The sequence below is a fragment of the Prauserella alba genome, assembly GCF_024171735.1.
In the GTDB taxonomy this organism is placed as follows: domain Bacteria; phylum Actinomycetota; class Actinomycetes; order Mycobacteriales; family Pseudonocardiaceae; genus Prauserella; species Prauserella alba.
Genome location: NZ_JAMTCH010000003.1, coordinates 1,658,123 through 1,671,623, shown reverse-complemented (window position 1 = coordinate 1,671,623; position 13,501 = coordinate 1,658,123). Strand labels below are relative to the sequence as shown.

The following is a 13,501-nucleotide window of genomic DNA, read 5'->3' as shown; positions in this document are numbered from 1 at the left end:
GCGCCCTCTCGTGCGCGCACGGCCGAGCCGGCTCAGGTCGGCAGCAGTTCGAAATCGTCGAAGTCGAAGCCGGGGGAGACGATGCACGAGACGAGGACCTCGGCCTCGCCCGCGGGCCTGGCCGTCTGCCATGCGCCCGCGGGCACGAGCAGCTGGAGGTGCTGACCGTCCTCGACCGCGGCACCGAGCGTGTAGGTCTGCGGCGCGGAGCACGGTTCGTCACCGGTGCCGCCGAGCTGCAGGGTGAGCGGTCCGCCGCGGTGCCAGAGCCACAGCTCGTCACTGCGCACCCGATGCCACGCCGATTCCTCGCCCGGGGCCAGGAGGTAGTGGATGCCGGTGGCCGCCGAACGCTCGCCCGGGTAGCCCTCGGGCCGGAACGTGTGACCGGCCACCCAGGTCTGCCGGTACCAGCCGCCTTCGGGGTGGGGTTCGAGATCGAGGGCGGCGGCGAGCGGCGGTCGTTGCGGGTTCGACATGGCCGCGGAGTCTAGTCGTCACGGGTGGTGGGGGCGGCCGTGACGACCGCCCCCACCACCCGTGCTCGTCCGGTTCGGCGTCAGGCCTGCGGCGTGTCCGGTTCGCCGGGGACGCCGTCGCCGCTCACCGCGGCGCCCCTGGTCCGCGGTGAGCGCGACTCGGCCGTCGACGACGGAGTGCCGTCGGTCGAGTAGCCGAGTGCGAAGTCCTGCCTGCCCTGTTCGACGCCGACGTGGACCGTCGCCGTGGCGGGACCGTAGCCGCTGGCGATCACCGTGTAGTGGCCGTGCTCGACATCGTCGAATCGGTAGGTGCCGTCGGAGGCCGTCATCGTGACCCCTGCGACCTCACCGACCTCGTCGAGCAACACCACGCGCGCCTCGGCAACCACGGCGCCACTGAGCTCCGAACGCACGATGCCTTCCAGGTGGCCCGCCGCGCTGAGCTCGACGTCCTGGGTGATGCGCTCACCCGTGGCCAGGCGGACCGGGGTGGCTTGCGGCCGGTAGCCGTGCGCCGTCACGGCCAGGGTGTAGGCGCCGCCCGCCACGTCGGGGAACCGGTACCAGCCGTCGCCTCCGGTGAGGCTCGCGTCGAGCACGTCGCCGCCCGTGTCGGTCAGCACCACCGTCGCTCCGCCCACCGGCCGGGACTGCGGGGTCCGGACCCGGCCACTGACCTGGCCCGACCCCGTCAGCGCGATGTCCCGGCGAAGTGGATTCGCGCCGAGCTCGACCGACTGGGCCGACGGCTGGAGGTGCTCCGCAGCGGCGATGAGGATGTATCGCCCCGGTTCGCCGGCGCCGACGTGGAACGTGCCGTCCTCGCCGCTGCGGGCCAGGTCGACCTGCGCACCCGACGCGTCGGTCAACGTCAGCGTGACCCCGGGCGCCGGTTCGCCGGCGGCCGTGACGACGCCGTGCACCGTGGCCGGCCGGTCGGGTGTGGACCCGTTGCGTGCGGTGACCGCGGTGGCTGCCACGGACGGTGCCGGCACCTCCGAGGCAGCCCGCGCCGCGGGGATGGGGGAGGCGTCCACGCCCGCCGCGCCCGTCGTGCCCGTCGCAGCGCCGACCGGCACCTCGCCGCCTGTGGGCGTGTCGGCCTCACCGGCACCGGCGGTGTCCTCGTTCTTCTGTTCGGCCAGGTCGAGAGTGCTGCGCAGCGGTGTCTCCTTGATGAAGACCACGGCGATGAGCGTGACGACCGCGACGGCGGCGCCGATGAGGAACACGTCGCCGATGGCGTCGCCGTAGGCCGACCGGACGATCGCCTGGACCGGTGCGGGCATCGCCCCGACGTCGAGAGTGGTTCCGCCGGAGCCGCCTGCCGCACCGCCGCTCATCGGCATGCCGCGTTCGGCCGCTCCTTGAGCGATGTAGTCGGTGACGTTGTGCGCGAGCACCGCACCCAGTGCGGACACGCCCGCCGAGCCGCCGAGGGTGCGGAAGAAGGTCACCACGGCGGTGCTGGAGCCGACGTCGCGCATGCCGACCGTGTTCTGTGCGACCAGCACCAGGTTCTGCATGAGGCAGCCGGTGCCGATGCCCATCAGGGCCAGGTAGACGCCCATCTGGGCCAGGTTGATCTCGCTGTCGATCGTGCCGAGCAGGCCCAGCGCGACGACCAGGATCAACGCACCGCCCACGAGGAACGGTTTCGTCCTGCCGATGCGGGACACGACCTGGCCCGAGATCGTCGTCGACAGGAACATGCCGAGCACCATCGGCATGGTCATCAGGCCGGCTTCGGTGGGCGAGTAGCCGCGGGCGATCTGGTAATACTGCGCCAAGAAGACCGCACCGCCGAACATCGCCGTGCCGACCGAGAGCGTCCCGATCACCGTCAGCGAGAAGGACCGGTTGCGGAACAGCTTCAGCGGCACGACCGGTTCGGCGACCTTCGTCTCCACGAACACGGCGAGGATCAGTGCAGCGGCGGCGCCGCCGAGGAACGCGGCGGTCGTCGGCGACCACCAGTCGAACTCCTTGCCGGCGAGCGAGACCCAGATCAGCACCAGGGCGACACCACCGACAATGAGCGTCGCGCCCAGCCAGTCGATCTTCACGTCGCGCTTGATCACCGGCAGTTTGAGCGTCGTGCCGAGCACGATCAACGCGATCACGGCAACGGGCACGGTGACCCAGAAACACCAGCGCCAGCCGAGCGGCGAGTCGACGATGATGCCGCCGAGCAGCGGGCCGGACACCGTGGCGACGGCGAACGTCGCGCCGATGTAGCCGGAGTAGCGGCCGCGGTCACGCGGCGAGATCATCGCGGCGATGACGGCCTGGACGAGCGCCTGCAGGCCGCCCATGCCGATGCCCTGGATGGCGCGGTACGTGATCAGTTCGGGCATGGACTCGGCGAAACCGCCGAGGACCGAGCCGACGGTGAAGATGACGATCGCGAGCTGATACAGCAGCTTCTTGCTGAACAGGTCGGCGAGCTTGCCCCAGATCGGTGTGGTGGCCGTCGAGGTCAGCAGCATGGCGGTGATCACCCAGGTGTACTGGCTCTGGGTGCCGTCGAGGTCGGCGATGATGCGGGGCAGGGCGTTGGAAACGATCGTCGACGACAGGATCGCGACGAGCAGCGCGAGCAACAGGCCGATGAAGGCCTGCATGATCTCGCGCTTGGACATCGTGGCGTCGGGATCCTCGACGGTCTGGGCGTGCGCGGACGTGGTGAACCCCCTGAGTAAGGACAGAGTTGTGACGACGAGTGTCGTAAGCCGGTTGACTCAACATAACAAATAACTTGATTGATGCAACTACATATTCCCGGTGGCGGGGTCGCACAGCCCGATCGAGCGAGGAGATTCGGGTGATTTGTACGGAATTCGCCCGGATCGACGTGCGGCAACTCACGCCCACGCCACGTCCGGCCACCGACATCGCGGCGTTGACCTCCACCGCAGTCGAAGTGTGAGGCTGGCACCATGACAGCGCAGACCGCTCCCGCACGGACCGACGCCGCAGCCGGCACCCCGTCCACCGACGAGTGGGGCATCGACGCCCTCGACCTCGACGCCTACCTCGCGCGGATCGGCCGCCCCGCGGAGCCGCCGTCGCTCCGGGCGCTCACCGCCCTGCACGAGGCACACGTGCTGACGATCCCGTTCGAGAACGTCGACCCACTCACCGGCCGATCCCCATCACTCGACCTCGACGCGATCCAGGCGAAACTCGTCGCCCGGGACCGCGGCGGCTACTGCTACGAGCACAGCCTGCTGTTCGCCGCCGCACTCGAACGTCTCGGCTACGGCGTCACCCGACTGACGGCGCGGGTACAACCGCACCGCAACGGTCCGAGATCCCACATGAACCTGCTCGTCACCGTCGACGGCGCCTCGTATCTCGCCGACGTCGGTTTCGGCGCCGGAGTCCTGCATCCGATGCCGCTCGAGGACGGAGCCGTCGTGGACCAGGCGGGCTGGGAGAACCGGCTCAGCCACCACGACGGGTTCTGGACCTTGGAGAAGCGCACGGCCGACGGCTGGGAACCGCTCCACGCGTTCGACGAGACGCCGCAACGCCCCATCGACTACGAGGTGTTCAACCACTACGTCGCCACCCACCCGAAGTCGCCGTTCACCGGTGGGCTCATCGTGATGCGTCTCGAACCGGGCGTCAGCAGGAAACTCCTCGGCCGCAAGCGTGTCGTCGAACGTCCCGACGGCAGCAAGGAGGAGACCGAGCTCGATCCCGGTGACGTCGTCGACGAACTGCGCAGGATGGACGTCGTGCTCACCGGCGACGAGGCGGCCGCGCTGGCCGACGCGATGAAGGCCGCCGACTGACCGAATCCCGCGCGCGAGCCGGTCAGTCGGGCAGCAGCCTGGTGACGAGGTGGGACAGCTGGCGGATGGTGCGGCATTCGAACATCGGCACCTCCCGTGCGTAACGGTGCGCCTCCGAATCGCCGGTGCCCCACGACTCCGCGCGTTCGGGGTTGAGCCAGTAGACGTGCCGTGCGCGCTCGGCGATGGCCCGCAGCGCGGGAAGGTTCGGCGGTGCGCCGTTGGTACGGCCGTCGCCGAGGATGAGCACGCTGGTGCGGGGACCGAGCACGTCGGCCCAGCCGTCGGTGAAGGTCTGCAGCGCCCCGTCGTAGTCACTGCTCATCCCGACCTGTGTCAGGTGGGCTTCGGCCACGATGCGGCCGGCGAGGTTCTCGGGCTCGTCCCGGCCCGCCCGCACCAGTTCGGTGATCTCGTCGGTGCAGGAGACGAACGCGAAGCTCCGCACCTTCGAGAACTGGTCGCTCAGCGCCTGCGTCAGCAACAGGGTGAACTGGGCGAACCCGGCGACCGAGCCGGACATGTCGCACAGCAGCACCAGCTCAGGGCGGCCGGGGCGCCGCCTGCGCATGACGGGCCGCATCGGCACGCCGCCCGTGGCCAGCGACCGCCGCACGGTGCGCCGCAGGTCGACGCGGCCGCGGGCCGCCCGCCTGCGCCGCGCCGCCAACCGTGTGGCCAGCTTGCGCGAGAGCGGCGTCACCGCACGGCGCATGTCGGCGAACTGCTCCGCCGTCGCGCTGGTGAACGACACGAGGTCGGTCTGCGGCGCGACCGCGTGCCGCGCGATCCGGTCACGGCCACGCAGTTCCGCGGTCCGTCTGCGGGCCTCGGCACGCACGTGGCCGGTGAACGACTCGATCCCCGCGGCGGCCTCACGATCGGCGAGCGCGTCCGCCGATGCGCCGTCCAGGCCGTCGGCCCTGGCCTCTCGGATCGCGTCGCGCAACCGGGCCCGCAGCGCCTGGGGGCGTACCTCGGACAACGTCTGATACGCCGACCAACCACTCAATCGTGCGGCCGAACGGCCGTTCCCGCTGGTCGTCCCCGCCGCGCCCTGCGCGCCCTGGCCACCTTCGCCGCCCTGCCCGCCCTGGCCGTGTGCGGCCGCGCCGTAACCGCCGAACAGATCGATGCCCGCGGCGGCCAGCGCGCGCACGCGGGCGTCGTCGCCGGACACGAGCGCGTCGAGGAGCCGATCACGCAGCTGAGCGGGCGTGCCGGGATCGTCGGCCGTGGCCTCCGAGGTGCCGTGCGCGGCAGGGAAGTAGAGGTCGAAGACGCCGTCGAACACGGGCCGCTGGGCCGCGCCCCGCAGCACGCTGGCGGCGAGGGCTTCGCGGAGCCGCTCCCGGTCGGCCAGCCCGACGGCCTCGGCCGCCGCCGCGGCGTCGACCGTCTCGCCGGTTCCGACGGCGATGCCGTGCTCGCGCAGGGCGTGCACGAACTCGACGAGGCGGTCCGCCACCGCGTTCGCCGTCACGACACAGCACTTCCGGACGACACATCTCCGGACGATCCGGTTCCTGCGGCGGCCGCGACACCGTCGGCGGCGTCACCCGGGGAGAGCACCCGGTCGAGCCGCAACTCGGACAGTGCCTTCCGCTGATCGCTCTCGTACTTGAGGATCACCCCGAGCGTCGCGCGCACGACCTCCTCGTCGAGCGTGTCGGCGCCCAGCGCCACCAGCGTCCGCGCCCAGTCGACCGACTCGGCGATCGACGGTGACTTGCGCAGCTCGAGTTCCCGCAGCGCCCCGACGACCCGCACCAGCGAGGCCGCCAGCTCGGCGTCGAGTTCCGGCACGCGCAGGGTGACGATGTCGCGTTCCAGGTCGGCGGGCGGGAAGTCCAGGTGCAGAAACAGGCACCGGCGTTTCAGCGCCTCGGACAACTCCCGCGTGGCGTTGGACGTGAGCACGACGAGCGGCCGCCGCGTCGCGGTGATCGTGCCCAGTTCGGGGACCGTGACCTGGAAGTCGCCGAGCACCTCCAGCAGCAGCCCTTCGACCTCGACGTCCGCCTTGTCGATCTCGTCGATGAGCAGCACCGTCGGGTCCTGGTTGCGGATCGCGGTCAGCAACGGGCGCGACAGCAGGAACTCCTCGCTGAACACGTGCTCGCGGGTCGCGTCCCAGTTCTCATCCTTGGCCGCCGTGATGCGCAGCAGTTGACTGGCGTGGTTCCACTCGTAGAGCGCACGTGACTCGTCGATGCCCTCGTAGCACTGCAGTCGGATCAGCTCGCTGTCGGTCGCGGCCGCCATGGCGCGGGCCAGCTCCGTCTTGCCGACCCCGGCCGGACCTTCGACCAACAGCGGCTTGCCGAGTCGGGCCGCAAGGAACACCGTGGTCGCCACGGCGTTCGACGCGAGGTATCCGGCTCCCGCCAGGTGTTCGACGACCTCGTCGACCGAGGCGAACGCGGGCTCCTGCTCGGACGGCTGCGGTGCGGCCTCCGACGTCGATGGCTCTGTCACAACGGACTCCTCGTGGTAAGCGTCCGCTCATTCTCGCGCTCGTGGGCGTTTCGTCGCGAGGCCGGTGGCTCAGCTCACGCGTTTCGTCAAGGGCGCCGGATCGGGCCGCAGCAGCACGAGCTCGGCATCACCTCAGCCTGCGCTCGATCCGGAACTCCGGCTCGACGTCCCGGCGAAGGCCTCGCGGCCGTCGTGCGCGGCGCGGCCGACGACCACGGTGGCGCCGAGCTCGTCGCACCGCGCCACGTGCGGCGCGAGACCTGCGTCGGCCAGCACCGCGGCCGCTCGGTCGGCCTGCTCCTCACTCGTTTCGCTCAGCACGTGACCACCTGCGACGAGCCACGACGGCGCCTCACGTGCCACCGTGCGGAACGTGTCCAGCCCGTCGGCGCCGCCGTCCAGCGCGATCGCCGGTTCGTGGTCCCTCGCCTCGGGCGGCATCGAGGCGATCGCCTCCGACGGGACGTACGGCACGTTGGCGACGACGACGTCCACGCCGCCGCGCAGCTCCACCGGCAACGCGCCGAACAGGTCACCCTCGTACACCCGCCGGGGCAGGTTGCGGCGGGCGCACCGCACCGCGGCGGGGTCGAGGTCCGCGGCGTAGACCGTCGCATCGGCACGTTCGGCCGCGATCGCCGCGCCGATCGCCCCGGACCCGCAGCACAGGTCGACGACCACGCCACCGGCGGGCAGCACACCGAGCGCCTGCTCCACCAGGAACCCGGTGCGCTGCCGCGGCACGAACACACCCGGCTCGACCACCACGCGCAGGCCGCGGAACTCGGCCCAGCCGAGCACGTATTCGAGGGGCTCGCCACCGACGCGGCGTGCGACGAGCGCTTCGAGGTGCGCCGGGCCGGTGGCCGCGTCGCTCAGCAGTGCGGCCTCGTCCTCCGCGAACACGCACCCGGCGCCGCGGAGGGACGACACGATCGATGATTGCGGCATCGCCCCAGGCTAGCCCGCGTTCACCGGCCGAAGCGGGCGGTGAACGCGTGACGGCGGATGCGGTCGGCGGCCTCGGCGCCGACCAGTTCACGTGCGATGTCGAACTCGCGGCTGAGGCGAGTGTTGCTGACCGTGGGATTGTCCGTGCACAGCGCCACCGGCACAGCCGCCTGCACGAGTGCGCTCAGCTGGTGGTGCCGGCGATCCTGCGCGGCACCGGTCTGGACGTTGCTCGTGACGGCGACCTCGAGTGTGATGCCGCGGGCGGCGAGGTGGTCGAGCAGGCGCGGATCCTCGGCCGACCGCACCCCGTGGCCGATCCGGGCGGGATGCAGGTGCCGGACGGCGTTCCACACGCTCTCGGGCCCTGCGGCCTCACCGGCATGGATCGTGACGGGCACGCTGGCGTCGTGGGCCAGGCCGAACGCCGCGGCGAACTGCGCGGCGGGGAATCCCGCCTCGTCACCCGCGAGATCGACGCCGACGAGCCGGTCGGCGTGCCGCAGGAGCCTGCGCAGCTGACGCTCACCCGAACGCGGACCTTCGTCACGCACGACGATGCCGATGAGGCCGACGTCGATCGGCAGCCCGTGGCCCGCGGCGGCATCGGTGACGGCCTCGATGACGGCGTCGGACTCCAGTCCTGTGCGAGCTGCGATGAACCGTGGACTGAACCGGAACTCGACGGCGCTGAGCCCGTCGTCGCACGCGTCCGACACGGCTTCGCCGGTGATCCGCCACCAGTCGTCGGCGGTGGTCGCGAACTTCGCGGCGTTGTCGATCTTCGACAGGTAGGGGAGCAGACCGCCCTCACGACCGGCCACGAACTCGCTGCGAGGTGGACGAGCGCCCGCGCGTTCGGCGAGGCGGTATGCCGTGGACGGCCGGACGGAACCTTCGAGGTGCCGGTGCAGATCGATCATCGGGGTGGATTCGGACGGAGGAGCAGGCATGACTGTGGAGACCCTTCGCGACGAGCGCGTGCCGCCGGTGCGGGCGGCACGCGGATGATGCGGGCGGGACGGCGCCGGAGTCCGCGAACACCTGGGCATCGGAGACTCGGGCGCCGGACGAGTACCGCGACGAGCGCACACTGCGCCTGCGGTGCCGGGCGCGGGGTCAGCCGCGAAGGTCCATGCGATAGCTGTGGTCGCCGAAGATCGCGAACACGCGATCGGCGTCGGCGCTTCGCACAGCGATCATGGCCGGCATCGTAGACCGGCGGGTGATCACCGTTCAATGTTCCGGGCGCTGCGGGCCACCGCGCCTCGGCGGCCCCGCTGCCGAGGCGCGGTGGCCCGCAGGCGAGCGGACCCGGGTCAGTGACAGCGCGGGCCGGATGCCGAGCCCGTCCCCGTGGTACCGAGCTCGTCCAAGCGTCCGGCTTCGAGTCGCGACCACTGGGCGATGGGCCGCCCTGCCGGTGGTGGCTGTCCGGTGCCAGGGCCCTGCGCGGCAGCGACCGGACGGCCGCGAATCATCGCGGAAGCCAGCCCCGGTCACGCAGCTCGGCCGTGAACCGCCGGTAGGACTCGTCGAGCCGGTCACTCTGCGCCGGGTCGGGATCGACGACCGTGCCGCCGGCGCCGTGCCGGGCGGACACCTCGGACAGCCCGCCCGGCACGGTTGCGGCGGCGGCCAGCATCGCGGCTCCGTAGGCGGTTTCGGCGTGCGCGGACAGCTGCATGCTCCGGCCGGTCACGGTCGCGCGGATCGTGGTCCACAGCGTGCTGGCGCTGCCACCGCCCGCGGCGAGCAGCGGCCCGCGGACGTCCATCCCGAGGTCGTGTACGCGCTCGAGCGCGAGACGTTCGAGGAACGCGACGCCTTCGAGGCGCGCCCGGTGGAGCTCGGCGTCGTCGGCGGGATCGCCCACGACGAACCCCCTCGCCTCCGGTTCCGCGAACGGAAACCGTTCGCCGGACCGCGCCAGGGGGTAGGCCAGGACGCCTGCCGGTCCTCGCGCCGCCGCCGCGTCGTCGAGCCGCGCCAGGTCACCGGTCACGCCCTCACCACCGGTGTTGGACGCGCCGCCCGCGAGCCACCAGCCGTCCGGGTGCCGGTGGCTGTACAGGGCGCCCCACGGGTCGGCGACGAGCCGTTCGGTGACACCTTTCAGCACGTACGTCGTCCCGAGAATGCCGACGAACCGGCCCGGCTCCGCCGCCCCCGCGGCGAGCTGCGCCGCACAGCCGTCGGTCATGCCGGCCACCACCGGGCATCCCTGCGGCAGTCCCGCCACGGGCCGCGGTGTCTCCCCGAGCACCCGGGTCGGGGCCACGACCTCGGGAAGCCACGACGTCGGCACCCCCAGCGCGTCGAACACCTCCCACGCCCACTCGCCACGGACCGGGTCGTAGCCGCTCTTGAGCGCGTGCGACCAGTCCGCCGCGACCGGCCGTCCCGTGAGCGATGCGCCGACGAGTTCAGGGGTGTGCACCACGCCCGCCGCGTCGGGGTACGCCGCGTGCAGCCACGCGATCCGGCCGAGCGCAGCAGTCGGGGAGACCGTCGTCCCCAGCTCGGCCCAGCGCTCGGCACCGGCCTCGGCGGCCACTGTGTTCTCGGATGCGGCCCGCCGGTCGTCGTACATGAGCGCCGGCGAGACCGGTTCGCCGCGGCGGTCGACCGCGACGATCGTGCCCGATGTCGCCGCCACCGCGACCGCCTCGACCCGCCCCACCTCGGGGTGCTCACACACTCGCCGGACCGCCGACTCCACCGCGGGCCACCAGGTGCGGGCGTCCTGCTCGCTGTGCCCTTCGGGCGAGCGCACGGGGCGGGGCAGATCCTCGGCGGCGCGGGCGAGGACGGCGCCGTCGGGGGCGACCGCGAAGGCCCGGACCCCCGCGGTCGCCACGTCGATGCCGACGACCGTCACCGCGGCACCGCTGTTTCCCGGCCGGATTCCTGGGGCCCCTCCGGCGTCGTCTCCTCGGTGATCGCCTGCAGGTTCGCGTCCTTCGCGAGCGCTTCCTCCGTGGCCTCCGGCAGTTTGAGGAATCGCACGATCACCGCGGCGACCACGTACAGCGCCGAGAAGATGATCACGACGCCCGCGGCTCCGGTCGGTCCGAGGAACAGGCTCACGATCGCGGGGCCGACGAAAGTCGCCGCACCGGCTCCGAGGTTCAGCAGCGCCATCGCACCGCCCTTGTTGTCGGGCGCCAGCGACGGCAACAGCGCGGAGATCGGCACGAAGCCGGCGAGCGTCGCCCCGTACAGCGCACCGACGAGCAGTGCCACCCAGTAGTAGTCGGCGCCGAGGGCGAGCGGCACGAAGTAGAGCAGCAGGATCGAGACGGCACAGCCGACGGCGCCGAACCAGAAGATCGTCGTGCGCCAGCCGATCTTGTCGGAGACGACACCGAAGATCAGGTTGAACACGATGTTCGTGCCGTAGATGACCGACACGAGCAGCAGCCACCGTGCCTCGCCGAAGCCGATCTGGTGGGCGAAGATCGTCGGGAAGAACACGAGCATGCCGAATTCGGGCGCGGTGTTGATGACGCGGGCGATCATGCCGAGGCCGACCTGCGGCTTCTTCCAGGCGATCGACACGCTCGAGACGAGGCTCTGCACGGGTTTCACGTCGGGCGGGGCGAGGCGCTGGAAGCCCGTGCGTTCCCGCACGCCGAGCAGGCACACCAGGCCGCCGAGCCCGAGGATGCCGATGGAGAGCCAGAGCGTGCCGTAGTGGCCGAAGATCGGGTTGGTGACGCTCGCGACGAGCGAGCCCAGGGTCGGCAGTCCGCCGGTGAAGGCGAAATAGAACCACCCCACGGCTGCACCCAGGCGTGCGATCGGTGCCACGGCGGTGATCCACACCAGGAACCCGAACGCGAACATCGGGTAGCCGAACCCGCGGATGCCGTAGAACACCATCATCAGTGCGTAGTTCTCACCACTCACTGCGATGGCGAGGAACAGGACGTCGAACACCAGCCAGATGGCGAGGCCCAGCATCATGACCCGGCGCGGGCCCCACAGTTCGGACAGGGCACCGGACAGCCACGATGCGAGCATCACCGCGACGCCGTACACGGTGATCACGTACGACGCGCGGATGTCGGTGCCGGCGCCGTGGTCGGCCATGAACGGCGCGATGAACCCGGATTCGACGCCGTCGCCGATCATGAACAGGAGCAGGCCCACGTAGCCGAACAGCAACGGCGCGGGAAGGCCCCACTTTTCGAGTAACCCGCGGAACCCTCCGCCGGCTCCGGACAACGTCGGTGTTGTCTGCGCAGTCATCTTGCCTCCATGGGTGTCGCTCGAAGCATCATCACCCATGTGAAGTTCACAGACAAGATGTGATTTGAAGTGGTGTCGCGACCCCCGTCAGGGGGCCGCCACGTCCACCTCCGTCCGATTGCGCAGCTCCTCCACCGTCGCCTCCGGTGTGCCCGCGTCCACGATCAGCCGGTCGTAGTCGGTGACGGGCGCGAGCCGGTGCAGCGCGGTACGGGACATCTTGCTGGAGTCCATCAGCAGCACACGGTTCTGTGCACTCTGCAGCATGGCGCGCTTGACCATCACGATCTCGGGTTCCTGATGGAACGTCAGCTCGGTGTTCATCGCCGACGTCGAGACGAACGTCGTGTCCACGGTGAGCCGTTCGACCGCCTCGAGGCACGGCATGCCGAGGAACGCGTCGTGGGTGGGCGAGTAGTCACCGCCGATGGCGATCAGGCGCACGTCCTCGACCTCCTTGAGGACGTCGATCGCCCGGAGGTAGTTGGTCGCGACGGTCAGCGGGGTGACCTCACCGAGCAGCTTGGCCAGCGCGAGGGCGCTCGTGGAGTCGTCGAGCAGGATCGACATCCCGGGTTCCACATAGGTCAGTGCCTGCCTGGCTATCGCGGCTTTCGCCTCGACGTTGGCATTGAGGCGGTACTCGGAGTTGCTTTCGAACACCGTCGACGGCTGTGCGGACACCCCGCCGCGGAACTTGCGCAGCAGGCCGCGGCGCGCGAGTTCGTCGAGATCACGGTGGACCGTCATGACGCTGACACCGGTCAGCTCGGCCAGTTCCGCCGCCGAAGCCGAGCCGTTGTTCACCACGTAGTCGGTGATGCGCTGCTGCCTGCCGGCGCGCTGCCCTGCACTCTTGTCGCTCTTCTCCGTCACGGGGCCAGCATCTCATTCCGCCGGTGCGTTGAGCCGGTACAGGCTGGCGTGTCCTGCCTCGATGCCGACCTCGGTGATCGCACCGTTCTCCAGTTGCGGCAGCACACGGCGGTAGGTCGGCAGCGGGATGCCGAGCAGCCGGCACAGTGCCAACCGCAGCAGGGTGTTGTGCGCGACCACCAGTGCGCGACCTCCCGCTGCCGCCGCCCGTTCGGCGATGTCGGCAAGGGCCGCCACCGCGCGGTCGGCGACCGCGGCGGGTGGCTCGGCGCCGGGAAATGCGCCCGCGACCGGGTCGGCGCGGAACCGTTCCACCACCGCGGCGGGCAGTTCGGCCAGGGTGCGGCCCTCGGCGAGGCCGAAGTGGGCCTCTCGTAGTCCCGGCTCGGCACGGACCGGCAGACCCAGCGCGGCGCCGACCGGTTCGGCCGTCGCCGCGGCCCTGCTCAGGGGTGAGGAGTGGATCGCGACCGGAGGCTCGGCCGCGCTCGCGATGCGGCGGGCGAGCGCCTCGGCCTGCGCCGCGCCGCGCTCGGTCAGCGCCACGTCACTACTGCCCGCGTACCGGTTCTCGGCGTGCCAGGTGGTTTCCCCGTGCCGAACCAGCAGAAGTCGAGCGCCCATGCAGAACCTCCGATGACAAATCGCGACTATGGTGTT

11 protein-coding genes are annotated in these 13,501 nt (G+C 71.1%); 1 reads left to right on the top strand and 10 read right to left on the bottom strand.

The features are described from left to right. Window positions 1-32 precede the first annotated feature (32 nt). Both LY12_RS07670 and LY12_RS07665 read right to left on the bottom strand, forming a co-directional pair. Window positions 33-479: a cupin domain-containing protein gene (locus LY12_RS07670; RefSeq protein ID WP_253854337.1), complete on the bottom strand. Its 447-nt coding sequence runs from the start codon at window positions 477-479 to the stop codon at window positions 33-35. 80 nt (window positions 480-559) lie between these two features. Next, window positions 560-3,124 carry an MFS transporter gene (locus tag LY12_RS07665; protein WP_253854335.1) on the bottom strand — a complete coding sequence of 855 codons (2,565 nt, stop codon included), beginning with the start codon at window positions 3,122-3,124 and terminating at the stop codon, window positions 560-562. 297 nt (window positions 3,125-3,421) lie between these two features. Between LY12_RS07665 and LY12_RS07660 the strand changes: the two genes are divergently transcribed. After that, window positions 3,422-4,282, top strand: a complete 861-nt coding sequence (locus tag LY12_RS07660; RefSeq protein ID WP_253854333.1) for an arylamine N-acetyltransferase family protein — start codon at window positions 3,422-3,424, stop codon at window positions 4,280-4,282. Window positions 4,283-4,304: 22 nt separating this feature from the next. On the opposite strand, the gene LY12_RS07655 is transcribed toward LY12_RS07660, so the two are convergent. The 8 genes from LY12_RS07655 to LY12_RS07620 form a co-directional block, all read right to left on the bottom strand. Next, complete coding sequence (locus tag LY12_RS07655) at window positions 4,305-5,765, bottom strand: VWA domain-containing protein (RefSeq protein ID WP_253854331.1); 1,461 nt, start codon at window positions 5,763-5,765, stop codon at window positions 4,305-4,307. After that, window positions 5,762-6,760 carry an AAA family ATPase gene (locus LY12_RS07650; protein WP_372493460.1) on the bottom strand — a complete coding sequence of 333 codons (999 nt, stop codon included), beginning with the start codon at window positions 6,758-6,760 and terminating at the stop codon, window positions 5,762-5,764. Before LY12_RS07650 ends, LY12_RS07655 begins: the two co-directional genes overlap by 4 nt. Window positions 6,761-6,892: 132 nt before the next feature. Then, window positions 6,893-7,711 (bottom strand): putative protein N(5)-glutamine methyltransferase, encoded by an 819-nt coding sequence (locus LY12_RS07645; protein WP_253854329.1) that lies wholly within the window; start codon window positions 7,709-7,711, stop codon window positions 6,893-6,895. Between the two features lie 20 nt (window positions 7,712-7,731). Next, window positions 7,732-8,664 (bottom strand): adenosine deaminase, encoded by a 933-nt coding sequence (add, locus tag LY12_RS07640; protein WP_253854327.1) that lies wholly within the window; start codon window positions 8,662-8,664, stop codon window positions 7,732-7,734. A gap of 524 nt (window positions 8,665-9,188) precedes the next feature. Continuing rightward, complete coding sequence (locus tag LY12_RS07635) at window positions 9,189-10,592, bottom strand: FGGY-family carbohydrate kinase (protein WP_253854325.1); 1,404 nt, start codon at window positions 10,590-10,592, stop codon at window positions 9,189-9,191. Further along, a complete protein-coding gene (locus tag LY12_RS07630) occupies window positions 10,589-11,965 on the bottom strand; it encodes an MFS transporter (protein ID WP_253854323.1) in 1,377 nt (458 codons plus the stop codon). Before LY12_RS07630 ends, LY12_RS07635 begins: the two co-directional genes overlap by 4 nt. Window positions 11,966-12,052: 87 nt before the next feature. Next, window positions 12,053-12,841, bottom strand: coding sequence for a DeoR/GlpR family DNA-binding transcription regulator (locus tag LY12_RS07625; RefSeq protein ID WP_253854321.1), 789 nt, complete (start codon window positions 12,839-12,841; stop codon window positions 12,053-12,055). A 12-nt stretch (window positions 12,842-12,853) separates the two neighbouring features. After that, on the bottom strand, window positions 12,854-13,465 hold the full coding sequence (locus LY12_RS07620) for a histidine phosphatase family protein (RefSeq protein ID WP_253854319.1): 612 nt from the start codon (window positions 13,463-13,465) through the stop codon (window positions 12,854-12,856). Window positions 13,466-13,501: the final 36 nt, after the last annotated feature.

Excerpts from the sequence above, each read along its gene's own strand:
- LY12_RS07670 (WP_253854337.1), bottom strand. The coding sequence starts at position 479 with ATGTCGAACCCGCAACGACCGCCGCTCGCCGCCGCCCTCGATCTCGAA.
- LY12_RS07665 (WP_253854335.1), bottom strand. The coding sequence starts at position 3,124 with ATGTCCAAGCGCGAGATCATGCAGGCCTTCATCGGCCTGTTGCTCGCG.
- LY12_RS07660 (WP_253854333.1), top strand. The coding sequence starts at position 3,422 with ATGACAGCGCAGACCGCTCCCGCACGGACCGACGCCGCAGCCGGCACC.
- LY12_RS07645 (WP_253854329.1), bottom strand. The coding sequence starts at position 7,711 with ATGCCGCAATCATCGATCGTGTCGTCCCTCCGCGGCGCCGGGTGCGTG.
- add (WP_253854327.1), bottom strand. The coding sequence starts at position 8,664 with ATGCCTGCTCCTCCGTCCGAATCCACCCCGATGATCGATCTGCACCGG.
- LY12_RS07630 (WP_253854323.1), bottom strand. The coding sequence starts at position 11,965 with ATGACTGCGCAGACAACACCGACGTTGTCCGGAGCCGGCGGAGGGTTC.
- LY12_RS07620 (WP_253854319.1), bottom strand. The coding sequence starts at position 13,465 with ATGGGCGCTCGACTTCTGCTGGTTCGGCACGGGGAAACCACCTGGCAC.